The 19308-nt window shown below is 60.4% G+C and carries 20 protein-coding genes; 9 read left to right on the top strand and 11 right to left on the bottom strand.

The genetic code is table 11. The features are described from left to right. The first annotated feature begins 67 nt into the window (after window positions 1-67). Window positions 68-1324, top strand: a complete 1257-nt coding sequence (icd, locus tag ACA041_RS21325; RefSeq protein WP_497437184.1) for an NADP-dependent isocitrate dehydrogenase — start codon at window positions 68-70, stop codon at window positions 1322-1324. Between the two features lie 81 nt (window positions 1325-1405). Here the strand turns inward: icd and cspD are convergent, their stop codons facing one another. Continuing rightward, window positions 1406-1669 (bottom strand): cold shock domain-containing protein CspD, encoded by a 264-nt coding sequence (gene cspD / locus ACA041_RS21320; RefSeq protein ID WP_497437177.1) that lies wholly within the window; start codon window positions 1667-1669, stop codon window positions 1406-1408. A 225-nt stretch (window positions 1670-1894) separates the two neighbouring features. Between cspD and clpS the strand changes: the two genes are divergently transcribed. Together clpS and clpA are read left to right on the top strand one after the other, a co-directional pair. Next, a complete protein-coding gene (clpS, locus tag ACA041_RS21315) occupies window positions 1895-2278 on the top strand; it encodes an ATP-dependent Clp protease adapter ClpS (RefSeq protein ID WP_020799529.1) in 384 nt (127 codons plus the stop codon). Window positions 2279-2308: 30 nt separating this feature from the next. Then, the gene (gene clpA / locus ACA041_RS21310; RefSeq protein ID WP_007946437.1) at window positions 2309-4579 is read left to right on the top strand and encodes an ATP-dependent Clp protease ATP-binding subunit ClpA; all 2271 of its coding nucleotides are present in this window, start codon (window positions 2309-2311) and stop codon (window positions 4577-4579) included. 238 nt (window positions 4580-4817) lie between these two features. Here the strand turns inward: clpA and infA are convergent, their stop codons facing one another. The 4 genes from infA to trxB all read right to left on the bottom strand — a co-directional run bounded on the left by infA (window position 4818) and on the right by trxB (window position 7614). Next, window positions 4818-5036, bottom strand: coding sequence for a translation initiation factor IF-1 (gene infA / locus ACA041_RS21305; protein WP_002553999.1), 219 nt, complete (start codon window positions 5034-5036; stop codon window positions 4818-4820). A 111-nt stretch (window positions 5037-5147) separates the two neighbouring features. Then, complete coding sequence (locus ACA041_RS21300; RefSeq protein WP_497437172.1) at window positions 5148-5855, bottom strand: arginyltransferase; 708 nt, start codon at window positions 5853-5855, stop codon at window positions 5148-5150. Between the two features lie 54 nt (window positions 5856-5909). Further along, window positions 5910-6590, bottom strand: a complete 681-nt coding sequence (gene aat, locus ACA041_RS21295) for a leucyl/phenylalanyl-tRNA--protein transferase (RefSeq protein WP_497437170.1) — start codon at window positions 6588-6590, stop codon at window positions 5910-5912. 64 nt (window positions 6591-6654) lie between these two features. Next, window positions 6655-7614 carry a thioredoxin-disulfide reductase gene (trxB, locus tag ACA041_RS21290; protein WP_497437167.1) on the bottom strand — a complete coding sequence of 320 codons (960 nt, stop codon included), beginning with the start codon at window positions 7612-7614 and terminating at the stop codon, window positions 6655-6657. 304 nt (window positions 7615-7918) lie between these two features. On the opposite strand from trxB, the gene ACA041_RS21285 reads away from it, so the two are divergent. From ACA041_RS21285 to cysG, 6 genes are all read left to right on the top strand, one after another. Continuing rightward, complete coding sequence (locus tag ACA041_RS21285; RefSeq protein ID WP_497437163.1) at window positions 7919-10327, top strand: DNA translocase FtsK; 2409 nt, start codon at window positions 7919-7921, stop codon at window positions 10325-10327. A 79-nt stretch (window positions 10328-10406) separates the two neighbouring features. Beyond that, window positions 10407-11030, top strand: coding sequence for an outer membrane lipoprotein periplasmic chaperone LolA (gene lolA / locus ACA041_RS21280; protein WP_128871298.1), 624 nt, complete (start codon window positions 10407-10409; stop codon window positions 11028-11030). A 186-nt stretch (window positions 11031-11216) separates the two neighbouring features. After that, entirely contained in the window at window positions 11217-12539 is a 1323-nt protein-coding gene (locus ACA041_RS21275) for a replication-associated recombination protein A (protein WP_497442140.1), read from the top strand. Further along, complete coding sequence (gene crcB, locus ACA041_RS21270; RefSeq protein ID WP_497437159.1) at window positions 12539-12913, top strand: fluoride efflux transporter CrcB; 375 nt, start codon at window positions 12539-12541, stop codon at window positions 12911-12913. Before ACA041_RS21275 ends, crcB begins: the two co-directional genes overlap by 1 nt. Before the next feature lie 16 nt (window positions 12914-12929). Then, window positions 12930-14210, top strand: coding sequence for a serine--tRNA ligase (gene serS, locus ACA041_RS21265; RefSeq protein WP_497437153.1), 1281 nt, complete (start codon window positions 12930-12932; stop codon window positions 14208-14210). After that, on the top strand, window positions 14211-15605 hold the full coding sequence (gene cysG, locus ACA041_RS21260; RefSeq protein ID WP_497437148.1) for a siroheme synthase CysG: 1395 nt from the start codon (window positions 14211-14213) through the stop codon (window positions 15603-15605). It begins immediately after the preceding gene. A 117-nt stretch (window positions 15606-15722) separates the two neighbouring features. On the opposite strand, the gene ACA041_RS21255 is transcribed toward cysG, so the two are convergent. The 6 genes from ACA041_RS21255 to tusD form a co-directional block, all read right to left on the bottom strand. Continuing rightward, window positions 15723-16724: a glutathione S-transferase family protein gene (locus tag ACA041_RS21255; RefSeq protein ID WP_497437144.1), complete on the bottom strand. Its 1002-nt coding sequence runs from the start codon at window positions 16722-16724 to the stop codon at window positions 15723-15725. 89 nt (window positions 16725-16813) lie between these two features. Beyond that, window positions 16814-17815 (bottom strand): glycosyl transferase family protein, encoded by a 1002-nt coding sequence (locus ACA041_RS21250; RefSeq protein ID WP_497437141.1) that lies wholly within the window; start codon window positions 17813-17815, stop codon window positions 16814-16816. Beyond that, entirely contained in the window at window positions 17812-18147 is a 336-nt protein-coding gene (locus ACA041_RS21245) for a TusE/DsrC/DsvC family sulfur relay protein (RefSeq protein ID WP_497437138.1), read from the bottom strand. Before ACA041_RS21245 ends, ACA041_RS21250 begins: the two co-directional genes overlap by 4 nt. After that, window positions 18144-18437 (bottom strand): sulfurtransferase complex subunit TusB, encoded by a 294-nt coding sequence (gene tusB, locus ACA041_RS21240; protein WP_497437133.1) that lies wholly within the window; start codon window positions 18435-18437, stop codon window positions 18144-18146. Before tusB ends, ACA041_RS21245 begins: the two co-directional genes overlap by 4 nt. Then, window positions 18437-18799 carry a sulfurtransferase complex subunit TusC gene (gene tusC, locus ACA041_RS21235; RefSeq protein ID WP_497437130.1) on the bottom strand — a complete coding sequence of 121 codons (363 nt, stop codon included), beginning with the start codon at window positions 18797-18799 and terminating at the stop codon, window positions 18437-18439. The genes tusB and tusC overlap by 1 nt, the downstream gene beginning before the upstream one ends. Window position 18800: 1 nt before the next feature. After that, a complete protein-coding gene (gene tusD / locus ACA041_RS21230) occupies window positions 18801-19193 on the bottom strand; it encodes a sulfurtransferase complex subunit TusD (protein WP_497437126.1) in 393 nt (130 codons plus the stop codon). Window positions 19194-19308: the final 115 nt, after the last annotated feature.

Here is a 19308-nt window from a genome sequence, read left to right as displayed (position 1 = left end):
GCGCGCCGAATTAACTGGGGTACGCTCGAACCAAGCCAGATGTTCAATCCAAACAATGGAGTTCAGCATGGGATACAAGAAGATTCAGGTTCCAGCCGTCGGCGAAAAAATCACCGTCAATGCGGACCATTCTCTCAATGTTCCTAACAACCCGATCATCCCCTTCATCGAAGGCGATGGTATTGGCGTTGATATCAGCCCGGTCATGATCAAGGTTGTCGATGCTGCTGTGAAAAAGGCTTACGGCGGCGAGCGCAAAATTTCCTGGATGGAAGTCTACGCCGGGGAAAAAGCGACTCAGGTTTACGATCAGGACACCTGGCTACCCCAGGAAACCCTGGACGCGGTCAAGGATTACGTGGTTTCCATCAAGGGCCCTCTGACCACCCCGGTCGGCGGCGGCATCCGTTCCCTGAACGTGGCCCTGCGTCAGCAACTCGACCTTTACGTTTGCCTGCGCCCGGTGCGCTGGTTCGAAGGCGTGCCTAGCCCGGTCAAGAAGCCAGGCGACGTCGACATGACCATCTTCCGCGAAAACTCGGAAGACATTTATGCCGGTATCGAATGGAAGGCCGGTTCGCCGGAAGCCACCAAGGTCATCAAGTTCCTCAAAGAAGAAATGGGCGTCACCAAGATCCGTTTCGACGAAAACTGCGGCATCGGCGTCAAGCCGGTTTCGCTGCAAGGCACCAAGCGTCTGGCGCGCAAGGCCCTGCAGTATGTGGTCGATAACGACCGCGACTCGCTGACCATCGTGCACAAAGGCAACATCATGAAGTTCACCGAAGGTGCCTTCAAGGAATGGGCCTACGAAGTGGCGGCTGAAGAATTCGGCGCGACCCTGCTCGACGGCGGTCCGTGGATGCAGTTCAAGAACCCGAAAACCGGCAAGAACGTCATCGTCAAGGATGCCATCGCCGACGCCATGCTCCAGCAGATCCTGCTGCGCCCGGCCGAGTACGATGTGATCGCGACCCTGAACCTCAATGGCGACTACCTCTCCGACGCCCTGGCGGCCGAAGTGGGCGGTATCGGTATCGCGCCGGGTGCCAACCTGTCCGACACCATTGCAATGTTCGAAGCGACCCACGGTACTGCGCCTAAATACGCCGGCAAGGACCAGGTCAACCCGGGTTCGCTGATCCTGTCCGCAGAGATGATGCTGCGTCACATGGGCTGGACCGAAGCGGCCGATCTGATCATCAAGGGCACCAATGGCGCGATTTCCGCCAAGACCGTGACCTATGACTTCCACCGTTTGATGGAAGGCGCGAAACTGCTGTCTTCTTCGGCGTTTGGCGATGCGCTGATTTCGCATATGTAAGCGAAGATGTAACAAAAAACCGCCCGACTCAAGCGATTGAGTCGGGCGGTTTTTTATGACTGAATGATTGGTCGCGTCAGTTCATGCGGTTTCTTGAGAGGTGGCGGTGGGGGTGGGCGTCGTGACGACGTTGGCATCGTGGATTTCGATCGCATGCAGGCCCTTGGGGCCCTGGATGATCTCGAATGTCACGGCTTGTCCCGCTTTCAGGGTTCTGTAACCGTCCATCTTGATGGCCGAGTAGTGGGCAAAGAGGTCTTCGCTCTTGCCTTCCTCATTGATGAAGCCGTAACCCTTGGCGTTGTTGAACCATTTGACCTTGCCGCTGACCTTGACACCTGCCATACCCATATCCCTCTGCTACAGACTCCATCACTGGAGTATCATCCAGTACATCCGCAGTCATTTCCTGGAAATAAGGTTGACTCCACGGACCTTTTTTACCCACTGTGGGCTCTATTGGTTGTAACACCGTTTTGCCGATAGTCAAGGTGACCAGGCAGTCGGAGTTGAAATCGACGATGGCCGCCCCCACCACTGTATTCGCACAACTGACGAACCTTTCTTTCCATGCATGCAATCAGCCAGATTCGACTAACATTCAATCAGGATCGCCCGACTCTCCAAAAGGATCGCCCGGAGGAACACGACGACGATTCAGCAGGCATTGCTGTTCAGGAGGCAAAGCCTGCTTTACAGGCGCCGCCGATGTACAAGGTGGTTTTGTTCAACGATGACTACACACCGATGGATTTCGTCGTCGAAGTGCTCGAGGTGTTTTTTAACCTGAATCGCGAGCTGGCGACCAAGGTCATGCTGGCCGTCCACACAGAAGGACGGGCAGTATGTGGAGTGTTTACCCGCGACATCGCCGAGACTAAGGCCATGCAGGTCAACCAGTACGCCAGGGAAAGCCAGCATCCGCTACTCTGTGAAATCGAGAAGGACGGTTAATCGCCGACCACTTGGGTATGAGGTGAAGCTATGTTAAACCGCGAGCTCGAAGTCACCCTCAATCTTGCCTTCAAGGAGGCTCGTTCGAAGCGTCATGAATTCATGACCGTCGAGCACCTCCTGCTGGCCCTATTGGACAATGAGGCTGCCGCCACCGTTTTGCGTGCCTGCGGCGCAAACCTCGACAAACTCAAGCATGATCTGCAGGAGTTCATCGACTCGACCACGCCATTGATCCCCGTCCATGACGAGGATCGTGAAACCCAGCCAACCCTGGGCTTCCAGCGTGTTCTGCAGCGTGCTGTCTTTCACGTACAGAGCTCGGGCAAACGCGAAGTGACTGGCGCCAACGTACTGGTCGCGATCTTCAGTGAGCAAGAGAGTCAGGCAGTGTTCCTGCTGAAACAGCAGAGCGTTGCGCGCATCGATGTCGTCAACTACATCGCCCATGGCATTTCCAAAGTGCCAGGGCACGGCGATCACTCTGAAGGTGAGCAAGATATGCAGGACGACGAGGGCGGTGAGTCTTCTTCTTCAGGCAATCCTCTGGATGCTTATGCCAGCAACCTCAACGAACTCGCGCGCCAGGGTCGTATCGATCCGTTGGTAGGCCGTGAGCTGGAAGTCGAGCGTGTCGCGCAGATCCTGGCGCGTCGGCGCAAGAACAATCCGCTGCTGGTGGGCGAGGCGGGCGTGGGTAAAACCGCGATTGCCGAAGGCCTGGCCAAGCGTATTGTCGACAACCAGGTGCCGGATCTGCTGGCCAACAGCGTGGTGTATTCCCTCGACCTGGGTGCACTGCTGGCCGGAACCAAATACCGCGGCGATTTCGAGAAGCGCTTCAAGGCGCTGCTCAATGAGCTGAAAAAACGTCCGCAGGCGATCTTGTTCATCGACGAAATCCATACCATCATCGGTGCGGGTGCCGCGTCCGGTGGCGTCATGGATGCCTCGAACCTGCTCAAGCCGCTGCTGTCCTCCGGTGATATCCGTTGCATCGGCTCGACCACGTTCCAGGAATTCCGCGGGATCTTCGAGAAGGACCGTGCCTTGGCCCGGCGCTTCCAGAAGGTCGATGTGTCGGAGCCTTCGGTAGAAGACACCATCGGCATCCTGCGCGGCCTGAAAGGTCGGTTCGAAGCGCACCACAACATCGAATACAGCGATGAAGCGTTGCGTGCGGCGGCTGAACTGGCTTCCCGTTATATCAATGACCGGCACATGCCGGACAAGGCCATCGACGTGATCGACGAAGCGGGCGCCTACCAGCGTCTGCAGCCGATCGAGAAACGCGTGAAACGCATCGAAGTGCCTCAGGTCGAGGACATCGTCGCGAAAATCGCGCGGATTCCGCCTAAACACGTCACCAGCTCCGACAAAGAGCTGCTGCGTAACCTTGAGCGTGACCTGAAGCTGACGGTATTTGGCCAGGATGCCGCGATCGACTCGCTGTCGACCGCGATCAAACTGTCCCGTGCCGGCCTCAAGTCGCCTGACAAGCCTGTCGGTTCGTTCCTGTTCGCAGGGCCTACCGGTGTCGGTAAGACCGAAGCGGCGCGTCAGCTGGCCAAGGCGTTGGGCATCGAGCTGGTTCGTTTCGACATGTCCGAGTACATGGAGCGCCACACCGTATCGCGTCTGATCGGTGCGCCTCCAGGCTATGTCGGGTTCGACCAGGGCGGCCTGCTGACCGAAGCCATCACCAAGCAGCCTCACTGCGTGCTGTTGCTCGATGAGATCGAGAAGGCGCATCCGGAAGTCTTCAACCTGCTGTTGCAGGTCATGGACCACGGTACGCTGACCGATAACAACGGGCGCAAGGCGGATTTCCGTAACGTGATCGTCATCATGACGACCAACGCCGGTGCCGAGACTGCAGCTCGCGCTTCGATCGGTTTCACCCATCAGGACCACTCGTCCGATGCGATGGAAGTGATCAAGAAGAGCTTCACGCCAGAGTTCCGCAACCGCCTGGACACCATTATCCAGTTTGGTCGCCTCAGCCATGAGGTTATCAAAAGCGTGGTGGACAAGTTCCTTACCGAGCTTCAGGCGCAGCTGGAAGACAAGCGCGTGCAGCTGGAAGTGACGGATGCGGCACGCAGCTGGCTGGCAGCAGGCGGCTACGACTCGGCAATGGGCGCTCGACCAATGGCGCGTTTGATCCAGGACAAGATCAAGCGTCCGCTGGCCGAAGAGATCCTCTTTGGCGAACTGGCCGACCACGGTGGAGTGGTGCACATCGACCTCAAGGATGGCGAGCTGACCTTCGAGTTCGAAACCACGGCTGAAATGGCCTGACGTTTATCGCAACAAAGCAAAAGGCGCCGAAAGGCGCCTTTTTGCTGTCTGCCAGATATACCCCCCGCTCCCTGTGGGAGCGGGCTTGCTCGCGAAGAGGTCGGCACATCCAACATCCATGCAGGCTGACCCACCGCATTCGCGAGCAAGCCCGCTCCCACATGGGTCTGTTGTGCACCCGCGAATCCCGCGCACACAAAAACGCCCGGCATAAACCGGGCGTCTTGTATTGACTTGATTAACGAGCGCGGTAAGTGATGCGCCCTTTGCTCAAGTCATAGGGCGTCAGCTCGACGCGCACTTTGTCACCGGTAAGAATACGAATGTAGTTCTTGCGCATCTTGCCGGAGATATGCGCGGTTACGACGTGCCCATTTTCCAACTCCACGCGAAACATGGTGTTGGGCAGGGTGTCGACGACAGTGCCTTCCATTTCGAAGCTGTCTTCTTTCGACATGCAGTAAAGCCCTCGGTGTCCAATGAATGGCCCGGTGCAACTGCGCCAGGCAAAAGCGGCGTGCATTGTGCCCGAAAAATGGGGTTTAAGCCAAGGGGTTTAGGGCTTGCTCTAGTTCAGGATGACCCAGCGCTGATTAATCAGCAGTTCGATGGGGCGATATTGAGTCTTGTAGCTCATTTTTTTGCAGTTCTTGATCCAGTAGCCGAGGTAGACCGCTTCCAGTCCCAGTCGCCGGGCCTCGGTGATCTGCCAGAGGATCGCGTAACGCCCCAGGCTGCGACGCTCTTCGTCAGGTTCGTAGAAGGTGTAGACCGCCGACAGGCCATTGGGCAGCAAGTCGGTGACCGCCACTGCCAGCAACCGGCCTTCGAGACGGAATTCATAGAACCGGGAAAACGGCAGGTCCCGGATCAGGAACGTCGAAAACTGATCGCGGCTCGGCGGGTACATGTCGCCATCGGCATGACGCTGCTCGATATAGCGCTGATAGAGGTCGAAATACTCTTCGCTGAACTGGGGCTTGGCCGGACGCACTTGCAGATCGGCATTGCGCTTGAAAATGCGTTTCTGCTGACGATTCGGTGAAAACTGCGCCACAGGAATCCGCGCCGGTACGCACGCATTGCAATTCTGGCAATGGGGCCGGTACAGATGATCGCCGCTGCGACGAAAACCCATTTCCGACAGGTCTGCGTAGACATGCACATCCATGGGCTGGCTAGGGTCGAGGAACAGGGTGGTGGCCTGCTCCTCGGGCAGATAGCTGCAAGAGTGGGGCTGAGTGGCATAGAACTTCAAGCGCGCCAACTCGGTCATGATCAACCCTCGAATAAGCTTTTGATAAGTGTAAGCCACGCGCGCGAAAGTCGCTCAGCAAACCCAGGTGGCGCGGCCGGGTTGGTCCAGGTGCCGCGCCAGGTAGCGGGCGAACTCGCTACGGGGAATCGCCCGCGCGCCAAGGCTGTGCAGATGGTCGGTCGGCATCTGGCAGTCGATCAGCACGAAACCTGAGTCTTCCAGATGTCGCACCAGTGTGGCAAAGCCATATTTGGAGGCATTGTCGGCGCGGCTGAACATCGACTCGCCGAAAAACAATTGCCCCATGGCCAGGCCATACAGCCCGCCGACCAGTTCGCCCTGGTCCCACACTTCCACCGAATGCGCGTAACCACGCCTGTGCAGCTCGAGGTAGGCATCCTGCATCGCTTCGGTGATCCAGGTGCCGTCGGCGTACTCCCGTGGCGCGGCGCAGGCGCGGATGACCGCGGCAAAATCCCGATCGAAGGTCACTTGATAGCGCTGTTGGCGCAGCAGCTTGTTCAGGCTGCGCGAGACATGCAGCTCGTCGGGAAATAACACCGTGCGCGGGTCTGGCGACCACCAGAGTATCGGCTGGCCCTCCGAGAACCATGGAAAACAGCCATGGCGATAAGCCTTGATCAGGCGATCGGCGGACAGGTCGCCGCCCGCCGCCAACAACCCGTTGGGGTCACGCATGGCCTTATCCAGCGGCGGGAAGGTCAGGGTATTGCGTTGTAACCAAGTCAGCATGGCATCCGGGCTTGCAGAAGGGGAGGGCAGTGGTGGGTTGTCAGGCCCACCGTGAAGTGTGCCGTCAAACGGTCGGAATGTCGTCGAGGTATTTCTCTGCGTCCAGTGCGGCCATGCAGCCGGCCCCGGCGGAAGTGACGGCCTGGCGATAAACGTGGTCGGCCACGTCGCCGGCGGCAAACACGCCGGGGATCGCGGTGGCGGTGGCATCGCCTTCGCTGCCGCCCTTGACCAGCAGATAACCGTCACGCATTTCCAGTTGCCCCTGGAACAGGTCGGTATTGGGCTTGTGCCCGATGGCAATGAACACCCCGGCCAGTGGCAATTCGCTGGTTTCGCCGCTATGGCTGTCCCGCAGGCGGGCGCCGGTCACGCCGCTGGCATCGCCCAGCACTTCATCCAGTTGCTGATTCCAGTGCAGGCGGATATTGCCGCTGGCGGCTTTTTCGAAGAGCTTGTCCTGAAGAATCTTCTCGGCGCGCAACTTGTCGCGTCGGTGGATCAGATGGACTTCACTGGCGATGTTCGACAGGTACAGGGCCTCCTCGACCGCCGTATTGCCGCCCCCGACCACCGCGACCACCTGTTTGCGGTAGAAAAAACCGTCGCAGGTCGCGCAGGCCGACACCCCTTTGCCGGCAAAGGCTTCTTCCGAGGGCAGCCCCAGGTATTGGGCCGAGGCGCCGGTGGCGATAATCAGTGCATCGCAAGTGTAAGTACCGCTGTCGCCGGTGAGTTCGAACGGGCGCTGTTGCAACTTGGCCGTGTGGATGTGGTCGTAAACAATCTCTGTGGCAAAGCGTTCGGCGTGTTTTTGCATGCGTTCCATCAGCACCGGGCCGGTGAGTCCTTCGACATCGCCGGGCCAGTTATCGACTTCGACGGTGGTGGTGAGCTGGCCACCTGCCTGTATGCCGGTAATGACAACGGGTTTGAGGTTGGCGCGGGCGGCATAAACGGCCGCGCTGTAACCGGCAGGACCGGAACCCAGAATGATCAGGCGGGAATGCTTAGCTTCGCTCATAAAAACACCTCATAAGCCTTTGTCACAAAAGAGAATGCATGCTCAAATTGAACCGCATGCAAGTCCCGTTGACTATGCTATACCCGGGATTGCAAGCATGGCATCGGACGAACAAACCCGTACAATGCCTGCTGTCGGCGTGCTTGTAACAAAATAAGCATTGCGAGCCGTGTTTAAAAAAACCGGCGTGCAGTGTTAAAAGTAGTCCCAGTTACGCCTGTTAACTTTTTTACCTGCCTGGATCGGGCAGTTTTTATAGTCACTCCACAGATGGACGCGCCATGGGCGCAGGAAAAGAAGCGTTTTGAAGAAATCCACCGCAGCACCTAAACCAGCCGTCGTTCCGCTCTGGCGCCAGCAATTGCACTACCGACTCAAGGAAGGTGCGTTGATCGCCGTCGGTGCCTTGTGCCTGTTCCTGATGATGGCCTTGCTGACCTATGGCAAGGACGATCCGGGCTGGAGCCACAACAGCAAGATCGACGACGTGCAGAACTTCGGCGGTCCGGCCGGCTCCTACAGCGCCGATATCCTGTTCATGGTGCTGGGTTACTTCGCCTACATCTTCCCGCTGCTGCTGGCGGTCAAGGCCTGGCAGATCTTCCGTCAGCGCCACCAGCCATGGGAATGGAGCGGCTGGCTGTTCTCCTGGCGCCTGATCGGCCTGGTGTTCCTGGTGTTGTCCGGCGCGGCCCTGGCCCATATCCATTTTCACGCGGCGACCGGTCTGCCAGCCGGCGCTGGCGGCGCGTTGGGCGAAAGCCTCGGCGACGTGGCCAGGAATGCGTTGAACATCCAGGGCAGCACCTTGCTGCTCATCGCCCTGTTCCTGTTCGGCCTGACGGTGTTCACCGACCTGTCGTGGTTCAAGGTGATGGACGTCACCGGCAAGATCACCCTTGACCTGTTCGAACTGTTCCAGGGCGCGGCCAACCGCTGGTGGGCCGCCCGTGTCGAGCGCAAGCAGCTGGTCGCGCAATTGCGTGAAGTCGACGAGCGCGTGCATGACGTGGTCGCGCCGAGCGTCACCGACAAGCGCGAGCAGGCCAAGGTCAAGGAACGCCTGATCGAGCGCGAACAAGCCCTCAGCAAGCATATGTCGGACCGCGAGAAGCAGGTGCCGCCGGTCATCGCGCCAGCGCCGCCCAAGCCTGCAGCGCCCAGCAAACGCGTGGAAAAAGAGAAGCAGGCGCCGCTGTTCGTCGACAGCGCGGTCGAGGGCACCTTGCCGCCGATTTCGATTCTCGACCCTGCGGAAAAGAAACAACTCAATTATTCGCCTGAGTCCCTGGCCGCGGTGGGCCATTTGCTGGAAATCAAGCTCAAGGAATTCGGCGTCGAAGTCTCGGTGGATTCGATCCACCCGGGCCCGGTCATTACCCGTTACGAAATCCAGCCAGCGGCCGGCGTCAAGGTCAGCCGCATCTCCAACCTGGCCAAAGACCTGGCCCGTTCCCTGGCCGTGACCAGCGTGCGGGTGGTGGAAGTGATTCCGGGCAAGACCACCGTCGGTATCGAAATTCCCAATGAAGACCGGCAGATCGTGCGCTTCTCCGAAGTGCTGTCGACCCCTGAGTACGATAATTTCAAGTCGCCGGTCACCCTGGCCCTGGGCCACGATATCGGCGGCAAGCCGGTGATCACCGACCTGGCGAAAATGCCGCACTTGCTGGTGGCCGGTACCACCGGTTCCGGTAAGTCCGTGGGTGTGAACGCGATGATCCTGTCGATCCTGTTCAAATCCGGCCCGGAAGACGCCAAGCTGATCATGATCGACCCGAAAATGCTCGAACTGTCGATCTACGAAGGCATTCCGCACCTGCTGTGCCCGGTCGTGACCGACATGAAGGATGCGGCCAACGCCCTGCGCTGGAGCGTGGCGGAGATGGAGCGTCGCTACAAACTGATGGCGAAGATGGGCGTGCGCAACTTGTCGGGCTTCAATGCCAAGGTCAAGGAAGCCCAAGACGCCGGCGAGCCGCTGACCGATCCGTTGTACAAGCGCGAAAGCATTCACGACGAAGCGCCGCTGCTGACCAAGCTGCCGACCATTGTCGTGGTGGTCGACGAATTCGCCGACATGATGATGATCGTCGGCAAGAAGGTTGAAGAACTGATCGCCCGTATCGCCCAGAAGGCCCGTGCCGCCGGTATCCACTTGATCCTCGCAACCCAGCGTCCGTCGGTCGACGTGATCACCGGTCTGATCAAGGCGAACATCCCGACGCGCATGGCGTTCCAGGTATCGAGCAAGATCGACTCGCGAACCATCATCGACCAGGGCGGCGCCGAACAGCTGCTGGGTCACGGTGACATGCTCTACATGCCACCGGGCACCAGCCTGCCGATCCGTGTCCACGGTGCCTTCGTCTCCGATGAAGAGGTTCATCGGGTGGTTGAAGCCTGGAAACTGCGCGGTGCGCCGGAATACAACGACGAGATCCTCGCCGGTGTCGAAGAGCCGGGTAGCGGTTTCGAAGGCGGCAGCGGTGGTGGTGACGATGATGCCGAAACCGATGCGCTTTACGACGAAGCGGTGCAATTCGTCCTGGAAAGCCGTCGTGCGTCCATTTCCGCGGTCCAGCGCAAGCTGAAAATCGGCTACAACCGCGCCGCGCGCATGATCGAAGCCATGGAAATGGCCGGGGTCGTGACGTCGATGAACACCAACGGTTCCCGTGAAGTCCTGGCACCTGGCCCGGTGCGCGAGTGATTTGAATATGCCCCTGAATTAAAAAGCGCTGGGCGCAGGAATGCGCCTCGCACTCCCCACGAATATCAAGAGGACTCCCATGCGTCTTATCCGCATGCTGTTGCTGCCGGTTCTGGCTTTGACCACGCTCTCGGCCCACGCCGATGACAAGGACGTGGCACGCCTGACCCAATTGCTGGAAAAATCCCAGACCCTGACCGCACGTTTCTCCCAGCTGACCCTCGATGGTGGCGGCACCCAGTTGCAGGAAACGGCCGGTGAAATGTCGTTGCAGCGCCCGGGCCTGTTCTACTGGCACACCGACGCGCCGGCCGAGCAAACCATGGTCTCTGACGGCAAGAAGGTGACCCTGTGGGACCCGGACCTGGAACAGGTCACCATCAAGACCCTCGACCTGCGCCTGACCCAGACCCCGGCACTGCTGCTGTCCGGTGACGTGTCCAAGATCAGCCAGAGCTTCGACATCAGTGCCAAGGAAGCCGGTGGCGTGATCGACTTCACCCTGAAGCCGAAAACCAAGGACACCCTGTTCGACAGCCTGCGCCTGTCGTTCCGCAACGGCCTGGTCAATGATATGCAACTGATCGACAGCGTCGGTCAGCGTACCAACATCCTGTTCACCGGCGTGAAAGCCAACGAGCCGATCGCGGCGTCCAAGTTCAAGTTTGTGATCCCTAAAGGGGCGGACGTCATTCAGGAGTAAGACGCAGAACCTGTGGGAGCGGGCTTGTGTGGCGAGGGAGCTTGCTCCCGCTGGACTGCGCAGCAGTCCCCTTCTTTTTAGGGATAAGCGGGGGCGCTTCGCGCCCCAGCGGGAGCAAGCTCCCTCGCCACGGGATTTCGCCAGACTTGAGAACTACGTAATAAAGCGAGGTTTCAACCGCACGTGATGGACCTGTTTCGCAGTGCCCCGATTGCTCAGCCCCTGGCCGCCCGTTTGCGTGCGGTCAATCTGGACGAGTACGTCGGTCAGGAACACTTGCTCGCCCGCGGCAAGCCATTGCGCGAAGCCCTGGAGCAGGGTGCCCTGCACTCGATGATTTTCTGGGGGCCGCCGGGTGTGGGCAAGACCACCCTGGCGCGGCTGCTGGCGGAAGTCTCGGATGCACACTTCGAAACGGTCTCGGCGGTACTGGCCGGTGTGAAGGAAATCCGCCAGGCGGTGGAAATCGCCAAACAGCAGGCCGGGCAGTACGGCAAACGCACCATCCTGTTCGTCGACGAAGTGCATCGCTTCAACAAGTCCCAGCAGGATGCGTTCCTGCCGTATGTCGAAGACGGCACGCTGATCTTCATCGGCGCGACCACCGAAAACCCCTCGTTCGAACTCAACAACGCCTTGCTGTCCCGGGCCCGCGTCTACGTGCTCAAAAGCCTCGACGAAGCGGCCCTGCGCAAGCTGGTGCAGCGCGCGCTCGGCGAAGAGCGTGGCCTGGGCAAGCGCCAGCTGACCCTCAGCGATGAAGGCTTCCAGATGCTGCTGTCGGCCGCCGATGGCGATGGCCGCCGGTTGCTCAACCTGCTGGAAAACGCCTCGGACCTGGCCGAAGACAACAGCGAGATCGGCGTCGATCTGCTGCAAAGCCTGTTGGGCGATACCCGTCGCCGTTTCGACAAGGGCGGCGAAGCGTTCTACGACCAGATTTCCGCGCTGCATAAATCGGTGCGCGGCTCGAATCCCGACGGTGCCTTGTACTGGTTCGCGCGGATGATCGACGGCGGTTGCGATCCGTTGTACCTGGCCCGGCGCGTGGTGCGCATGGCCAGCGAGGACATCGGCAACGCCGACCCGCGCGCCCTGAGCCTGTGCCTGGCCGCGTGGGAAGTGCAGGAGCGCCTCGGCAGCCCCGAAGGCGAGTTGGCGGTGGCCCAGGCCATCACCTATCTGGCATGCGCGCCAAAAAGCAACGCGGTGTACATGGGCTTCAAGGCCGCGATGCGCAGCGCCACCGAACACGGTTCGCTGGAAGTGCCGCTGCACCTGCGTAATGCGCCGACCAAGCTGATGAAACAGCTGGGTTATGGCGACGAATACCGTTACGCCCACGATGAACCGGACGCTTACGCCGCCGGCGAAGACTACTTCCCGCAAGAACTCGAGCCGCAACCCTTCTATCAGCCGGTGCCCCGGGGCCTGGAGCTGAAGATCGGCGAGAAACTCAATCACCTCGCGCAACTGGACCGACTCAGCCCCCGGCAGCGGAGAAAATAGTGCTCCCATTGATCGTCGCGGTTTCCCTGGGTGGTGTCGCCGGCACGCTGTTGCGCTTCGCCACCGGTAACTGGATCAACGCTAATTGGCCGCGGCACTTCTATACCGCGACGCTGGCCGTTAATATCGTGGGCTGTCTGCTGATCGGCGTTCTATACGGTCTGTTTTTGATACGCCCGGAGGTGCCCATCGAGGTGCGCGCCGGGTTGATGGTCGGCTTCCTCGGGGGGCTGACGACTTTTTCATCCTTTTCACTGGATACGGTGCGCCTGCTGGAAACCGGGCAAATGCCGCTGGCCATAGGCTATGCGGCGATCAGCGTATTCGGCGGGCTGCTTGCCACCTGGGCCGGCCTGTCCTTGACCAAACTTTGATAAACGAGAAACCGACATGCTCGATTCCAAACTGTTACGTAGCAACCTTCAGGACGTAGCGGACCGCCTGGCATCCCGTGGCTACACCCTGGATGTCGCGCGCATCGAAGCGCTGGAAGAACAGCGCAAGACCGTCCAGACCCGCACCGAAGCACTGCAGGCTGAACGTAATGCGCGCTCCAAGTCCATCGGTCAGGCCAAGCAGCGCGGTGAAGACATCGCGCCGCTGATGGCCGACGTCGAGCGCATGGCGAACGAATTGAGTGCCGGTAAAGTCGAGCTGGACGCGATCCAGACCGATCTGGACTCGATCCTGCTCGGCATTCCCAACCTGCCCCACGAATCGGTGCCGATCGGCGACGACGAAGAAGGCAACGTTGAAGTGCGCCGCTGGGGCACGCCGAAGGCTTTCGATTTCCCGGTTCAGGACCACGTCGCCCTGGGCGAGAAATTCGGCTGGCTGGACTTCGAAACCGCCGCCAAGCTGTCCGGCGCGCGTTTCGCCCTGCTGCGCGGCCCGATCGCCCGTCTGCACCGCGCCCTGGCGCAGTTCATGATCAACCTGCACACCAGCGAACACGGCTACGAAGAGGCCTACACGCCTTATCTGGTCCAGGCACCGGCCCTGCAAGGCACCGGTCAGCTGCCGAAGTTCGAAGAAGACTTGTTCAAGATCGCTCGCGAAGGCGAAGCCGATCTGTACCTGATCCCGACTGCCGAAGTGTCGCTGACCAACATCGTCGCTGGCGAAATCGTCGACTCGAAACTGCTGCCGATCAAGTTCGTCGCCCACACGCCATGCTTTCGCAGTGAAGCCGGTGCGTCGGGTCGTGACACCCGCGGCATGATCCGCCAGCACCAGTTCGACAAGGTCGAGATGGTGCAGATCGTTGAGCCGTCGACTTCGATGGACGCGCTGGAAGGCCTGACCGCCAACGCCGAGAAAGTCTTGCAACTGCTGGAACTGCCTTACCGCACCCTGGCGCTGTGCACCGGCGACATGGGCTTCAGCGCGGTCAAGACCTACGACCTGGAAGTGTGGATCCCGAGCCAGGACAAGTACCGCGAGATTTCCTCGTGCTCCAACTGCGGCGATTTCCAGGCCCGTCGGATGCAAGCGCGTTTCCGTAACCCGGAAACCGGCAAGCCTGAGCTGGTTCACACCTTGAACGGTTCCGGCCTGGCAGTCGGTCGTACCCTGGTGGCGGTGCTGGAAAACTACCAGCAGGCCGACGGTTCGATCCGTGTGCCTGAGGTGCTGAAACCGTACATGGGTGGCATCGAGGTCATCGGCTAAATGGACTATCTGCCGCTGTTTCATAACCTTCGCGGCAGTCGTGTGTTGGTCGTCGGCGGCGGGGAAATTGCCTTGCGCAAATCCCGCCTGCTGGCCGAAGCCGGTGCGCTGCTGCGGGTGGTCGCGCCCGATATCGAACCGCAACTGCGCGAACTGGTGGCCGGCAGCGGTGGCGAATGCCTGTTGCGCGGTTACCTCGACAGCGATCTGGACGGTTGCGGGCTGATCATCGCCGCCACCGATGACGAACCGCTCAACGCACAAGTGTCCGCCGATGCCCATCGGCGTTGCGTGCCGGTCAACGTGGTGGATGCGCCAGCCCTGTGCAGCGTGATCTTCCCGGCGATCGTCGACCGTTCGCCGTTGATCATCGCGGTGTCCAGCGGCGGCGATGCGCCGGTGCTCGCGCGGTTGATCCGGGCCAAGCTGGAAACCTGGATTCCTTCCACTTACGGGCAACTGGCCGGTCTGGCGGCGCGTTTTCGCAGCCAGGTCAAAGGCCTGTTCCCGGATGTGCAGCAGCGTCGGGCGTTCTGGGAAGACGTGTTCCAGGGCCCGATTGCCGACCGCCAACTGGCCGGGCAGGGCGCCGAAGCCGAGCGCTTGATGCTGGCGAAGATCAGCGGTGAAGCACCTGTAGCCACTGGCGAAGTGTATCTGGTGGGCGCCGGGCCGGGTGATCCCGACCTGCTGACCTTCCGCGCCTTGCGCCTGATGCAGCAAGCCGATGTGGTGCTGTATGACCGTTTGGTGGCGCCGGCGATCCTCGATTTGTGCCGTCGCGATGCCGAGCGTATCTACGTCGGCAAGCGTCGCGCCGATCACGCGGTACCCCAGGATCAGATCAACCAGCGCTTGGTGGATTTGGCCAGGCAGGGCAAGCGAGTGGTGCGTCTGAAGGGCGGCGATCCGTTCATCTTCGGCCGCGGTGGTGAAGAAATCGAAGAACTGGCGGCCCATGGCATCCCGTTCCAGGTCGTACCGGGAATCACGGCGGCCAGTGGTTGTGCGGCGTATGCCGGGATTCCGCTGACCCATCGCGATTACGCACAGTCGGTACGGTTCGTCACCGGGCACCTCAAGGACGGTTCCACGGATTTGCCCTGGGCCGACCTGGTCGCGCCGGCACAGACCCTGGTGTTCTACATGGGGTTGGTGGGCTTGCCGATCATCTGCGAGCAGTTGATCAAGCATGGCCGCGCGGCGGATACCCCGGCGGCTCTGATTCAGCAGGGCACGACGGTGAATCAGCGGGTGTTTACCGGTACGTTGGCGGATTTGCCACAGCTGGTGGCGGAGCATGAAGTGCATGCGCCGACGCTGGTGATTGTCGGGGAAGTGGTGCAACTGCGCGAGAAACTGGCGTGGTTTGAAGGGGCTCAGGGGCAGGTTTAGAAACCGCGTCGGTCCCATCGCTAGCAGGCTAGCTCCCACAGGGGATTTGTGAACGACACAAATCCAGTGTGGGAGCTAGCCTGCTAGCGATTGGGGCCCTCAAAAACGGCACAAACCTCAGGCCTTGCGCCAAACCCCTTTCCCACTCAACCGCTCCCGATCATGGGCCAAGGTGAAATCCTGCGCCGGCCCTTTCGGCACAATCCCTGTCGGATTAATGGTCTTGTGACTGCCATAGTAGTGATGCTTGATGTGCTGAAAATCCACCGTCCCGGCAATCCCCGGCCACTGGTAAATCTCCCGCAGCCAGTTCGACAGATTCGGATAATCGGCAATCCGCCGCAGATTGCACTTGAAGTGCCCGTAATACACCGCGTCAAAGCGAATCATCGTCGTGAACAGCCGGATGTCCGCTTCCGTCAGGTATTCACCCGTCAGGTAACGATTGGCGCCCAGCAACTGCTCCAGTCGATCCAGTTCGGCAAATAATTCATCGAACGCCTGTTCATACGCCTGCTGCGACGTGGCAAACCCGGCACGGTACACGCCGTTGTTCACCGCTGGATAAACCCGCTCGTTCAACGCATCGATCTCGCTGCGCAACGGTGCCGGGTAGAGATCCAGGTCATTGCCGGTCAAATCATCAAACGCGCTGTTGAACATGCGGATGATCTCCGCCGATTCATTGTTGACGATGCGATTCTGCTGTTTGTCCCAGAGCACCGGCACCGTGACGCGGCCGGTGTAGTCAGCAGTGTCGGCGGTATAGCGCTGGTGCATGAAGTCGAAGTGATCGAGTTTGTCGCCGCTGGAGCCCAGGTCCTGGTCGAAGGTCCAGCCGTTTTCCAGCATCAGCCAACTGACCACGGACACGTCGATCAGGCTTTCCAGGCCTTTGAGTTTGCGTAGGATCAGCGTGCGATGCGCCCAGGGACAGGCGAGGGACACGTAGAGGTGATAGCGCCCGGCTTCGGCCGCAAAACCACCGACACCCGTAGGGCCTGGCTTGCCATCGGCCGTTAGCCAATGGCGGCGTTGCGCCTGTTCACGCTGGAACGCGCCGTCCTTGCTGCTTTCATACCACTGGTCGTGCCAGCGGCCTTCGACTAACAAACCCATTTCCAGACTCCTCGAGCAATAAGCGTTGGAGAGGAGTCTATTCGGATAGGTTCGAACAAATAGCGCAAAGGTTGGGCAGATATGATCGATTAAATCGATCTGTCCCGCGCATCCCAATACTGCTGGGCGGTCTCGAAGGCTTGTTCACGGCTCTGGCCAAGGCCGCGCAAGGCCAGGGCCATGGTCGAAACCAGGGCCATTTGCGGGTAACTGTCGACCACGTCGCCGCGCCAGACGGCTTTCAAATGTTCGGGGTCCAGGCTGGCCGGTTTGACGTGGCGCTGGGCCGACCGTTGCGGCCATTCCTCGTCCCAGCTGGCGCCACCGGTGGTGCCGTACAAGTGGCTGTCGGCGTCGGGGTTGATCTCGATTTCCCCGCCATCGCCCTTGACCACGATCGCGGTGTCGCCGAGCAGGCCGCTGGCATCGCGATGCACCGCCTGGTAGCCCGGGTGGAAAATGCTTTGCAGGCCACAGCGAGCGCCCAGCGGGTTGAGGATCCGCGCCAGGGAGTGGATCGGCGAACGCAGGCCCAGGGTATTGCGCAGATCGATCATGCGTTGCAGCTGCGGTGCCCAATCCATCAGCGGCATGAACGCCAGGCCGCCGTTATCGAGTGCCGAGCCGACCTGCTGCCAGTTGCGGCACAACGGGATCTGCAAAGTTGCGAGCAACTGTTCGCTGTACAGCCGACCCGCCGTGTGCGCGCCGCCACCGTGCATGAAGATCCGCACACCATTTTGCGCCAGGCACTTGGCGGCCAGCAGATACCACGGCAGATGACGTTTCTTGCCGGCGTAGGTCGGCCAGTCCAGATCGACATTCAACGCCGGTGCCTGCAAGCGTGCACGCAAGGCTTCGGTAAAGCCGGCCATCTCCTCCGCGCTTTCTTCCTTGTGCCGTAGCAGCATAAGGAATGCGCCGAGCTGGGTGTCCTCGACCTTGTCGTCGAGCACCATGCCCATGGCCTCGCGGGCCTCTACCCGGGTCAGGTCGCGGGCGCCACGCTTGCCTTTGCCGAGGATGCGCACGAACTGGGCGAACGGGTGTTCGGCGGGCGTTTCGAGGGTCAGCGCTGGGTAGTCGGTCATAAGCAATTCGTCGGTTTGGGCAGGCCCGCCAGTTTCGCGGCGAGTTTGGCAGGGGTGCCTTTGAACAGTCGGTTAAGGTGCAGGCTGTTGCCTTTTTCCGGGCCGAGCTTCAATGCGGTGTATTTGATCAGCGGCCGGGTGGCCGGGGACAGCTGGAATTCGCTGTAGAAACTGCGCAGCAATTCGAGAATCTCCCAGTGTTCCGGGCTCAACTCGATGTCTTCCGCGGCGGCGAGGGCGCTGGCGACCTCAAGGGACCAGTCGCTCAGTTCGACCAGGAACCCGTCCTTGTCCAGCTCGATGGCGCGGGCGCCGACCGTCAGGGCATTCATAGCCAACTGTTGACCTTGTCGTAGTGAATCGATAGTTCGACGAAGGCCGGGTAATCGATGGCCTTGGCCCAGTCCGGGATTTGCAGGGATCGAGCCTGGGCATCCTCGGCCAGCACGAACAATTTCAGGCTGCGGGCATTCAGCGCGGTGAACGGCGCAGTGCCGGGCTGCAAGCCATAGACCGCGTCGCCGCTCAGCAGCAGCGCATCCTCAGCGCCGATCACGCGCAGGCAACTGCCCAGGCGATCGTCGCCGAACGGGGAATGAGACAACACATGCAAAGTCGACATCAGAGAGTGATCACCTGGTGGTAACGGTCAATAAGGGCGGTGATTTCGCTGGCGGTCAGCACCCGGGCTTCTTCGAGCGATAACGCCTTGGGGTCCAGGCCGCGTTCGGCCGCGCTGTCGCCACAGACGAACAGGTCTTCGACACCGAACATCGGCAGGGCCTGCAGGTTGGCACTCAGGTCTTTTTGTTGCAGGGCTTTGGCGTCCTGTTTCGCGGCGAGCTGGAACACGCCGTCGTCGAGAAACAGCAGGCCGATCGGCAGATCGAACGCACCGCCGGCCAGGACGATGTCCAGCGCTTCGCGCGCACTCGGCCCGGACCAGGGGGACTGACGGCTGATAATCAGCAAGGATCTGGGCATTTCACGCGCCTCCGAAACAGATCAGGCGGTCGGCATCCTGCACGGCGTCGTGCAACTGGCCCAGACCGGACAATTCCCATGGCGCTGCGACGGCAACCGCTTCGCGCTGATAACGCCCGGCTTCTTCGGCGTTCAATACGCCACGGCGCAGGGCGGCGGCAATGCACACTACGCCATCGAGCTGATGTTCAGAGACGAAGTTGCGCCATTGTTTGGGCAGGTCCTGCTCATCCTGCGGCGTGACTACGCTACCGGAGGCGTTATAGACGCCGTCCTGGTAGAAAAACAGCCGGACAATCTCATGCCCGCCGGCCAACGCGGCCTGGGCGAACAGCAAGGCGCGGCGCGAGGAGGGCGCGTGGGCGGCGGAAAACAGCGCGATGGCGAACTTCATGACGGACTCGATCAGCGAAACTGCGGCCATGATAAAGCTTTATCGGCGGGGCGGCGAAGGGGGTTTTCGGGGAGACCGAGTCACCCCCTTCGCGAGCAGGCTCGCTCCCACAAGG

It is taken from the genome of Pseudomonas sp. LBUM1676, assembly GCF_059695605.1.
This window is presented reverse-complemented; position numbering and strand designations above follow the sequence as displayed.

Coding starts and splice junctions, on each gene's coding strand:
- icd (WP_497437184.1), top strand. CDS start 68: ATGGGATACAAGAAGATTCAGGTTCCAGCCGTCGGCGAAAAAATCACC.
- cspD (WP_497437177.1), bottom strand. CDS start 1,669: ATGGCAGGTGTCAAGGTCAGCGGCAAGGTCAAATGGTTCAACAACGCC.
- clpS (WP_020799529.1), top strand. CDS start 1,895: ATGCATGCAATCAGCCAGATTCGACTAACATTCAATCAGGATCGCCCG.
- clpA (WP_007946437.1), top strand. CDS start 2,309: ATGTTAAACCGCGAGCTCGAAGTCACCCTCAATCTTGCCTTCAAGGAG.
- infA (WP_002553999.1), bottom strand. CDS start 5,036: ATGTCGAAAGAAGACAGCTTCGAAATGGAAGGCACTGTCGTCGACACC.
- ACA041_RS21300 (WP_497437172.1), bottom strand. CDS start 5,855: ATGACCGAGTTGGCGCGCTTGAAGTTCTATGCCACTCAGCCCCACTCT.
- aat (WP_497437170.1), bottom strand. CDS start 6,590: ATGCTGACTTGGTTACAACGCAATACCCTGACCTTCCCGCCGCTGGAT.
- trxB (WP_497437167.1), bottom strand. CDS start 7,614: ATGAGCGAAGCTAAGCATTCCCGCCTGATCATTCTGGGTTCCGGTCCT.
- lolA (WP_128871298.1), top strand. CDS start 10,407: ATGCGTCTTATCCGCATGCTGTTGCTGCCGGTTCTGGCTTTGACCACG.
- ACA041_RS21275 (WP_497442140.1), top strand. CDS start 11,217: ATGGACCTGTTTCGCAGTGCCCCGATTGCTCAGCCCCTGGCCGCCCGT.
- serS (WP_497437153.1), top strand. CDS start 12,930: ATGCTCGATTCCAAACTGTTACGTAGCAACCTTCAGGACGTAGCGGAC.
- cysG (WP_497437148.1), top strand. CDS start 14,211: ATGGACTATCTGCCGCTGTTTCATAACCTTCGCGGCAGTCGTGTGTTG.
- ACA041_RS21255 (WP_497437144.1), bottom strand. CDS start 16,724: ATGGGTTTGTTAGTCGAAGGCCGCTGGCACGACCAGTGGTATGAAAGC.
- ACA041_RS21250 (WP_497437141.1), bottom strand. CDS start 17,815: ATGACCGACTACCCAGCGCTGACCCTCGAAACGCCCGCCGAACACCCG.
- ACA041_RS21245 (WP_497437138.1), bottom strand. CDS start 18,147: ATGAATGCCCTGACGGTCGGCGCCCGCGCCATCGAGCTGGACAAGGAC.
- tusB (WP_497437133.1), bottom strand. CDS start 18,437: ATGTCGACTTTGCATGTGTTGTCTCATTCCCCGTTCGGCGACGATCGC.
- tusC (WP_497437130.1), bottom strand. CDS start 18,799: ATGCCCAGATCCTTGCTGATTATCAGCCGTCAGTCCCCCTGGTCCGGG.
- tusD (WP_497437126.1), bottom strand. CDS start 19,193: ATGAAGTTCGCCATCGCGCTGTTTTCCGCCGCCCACGCGCCCTCCTCG.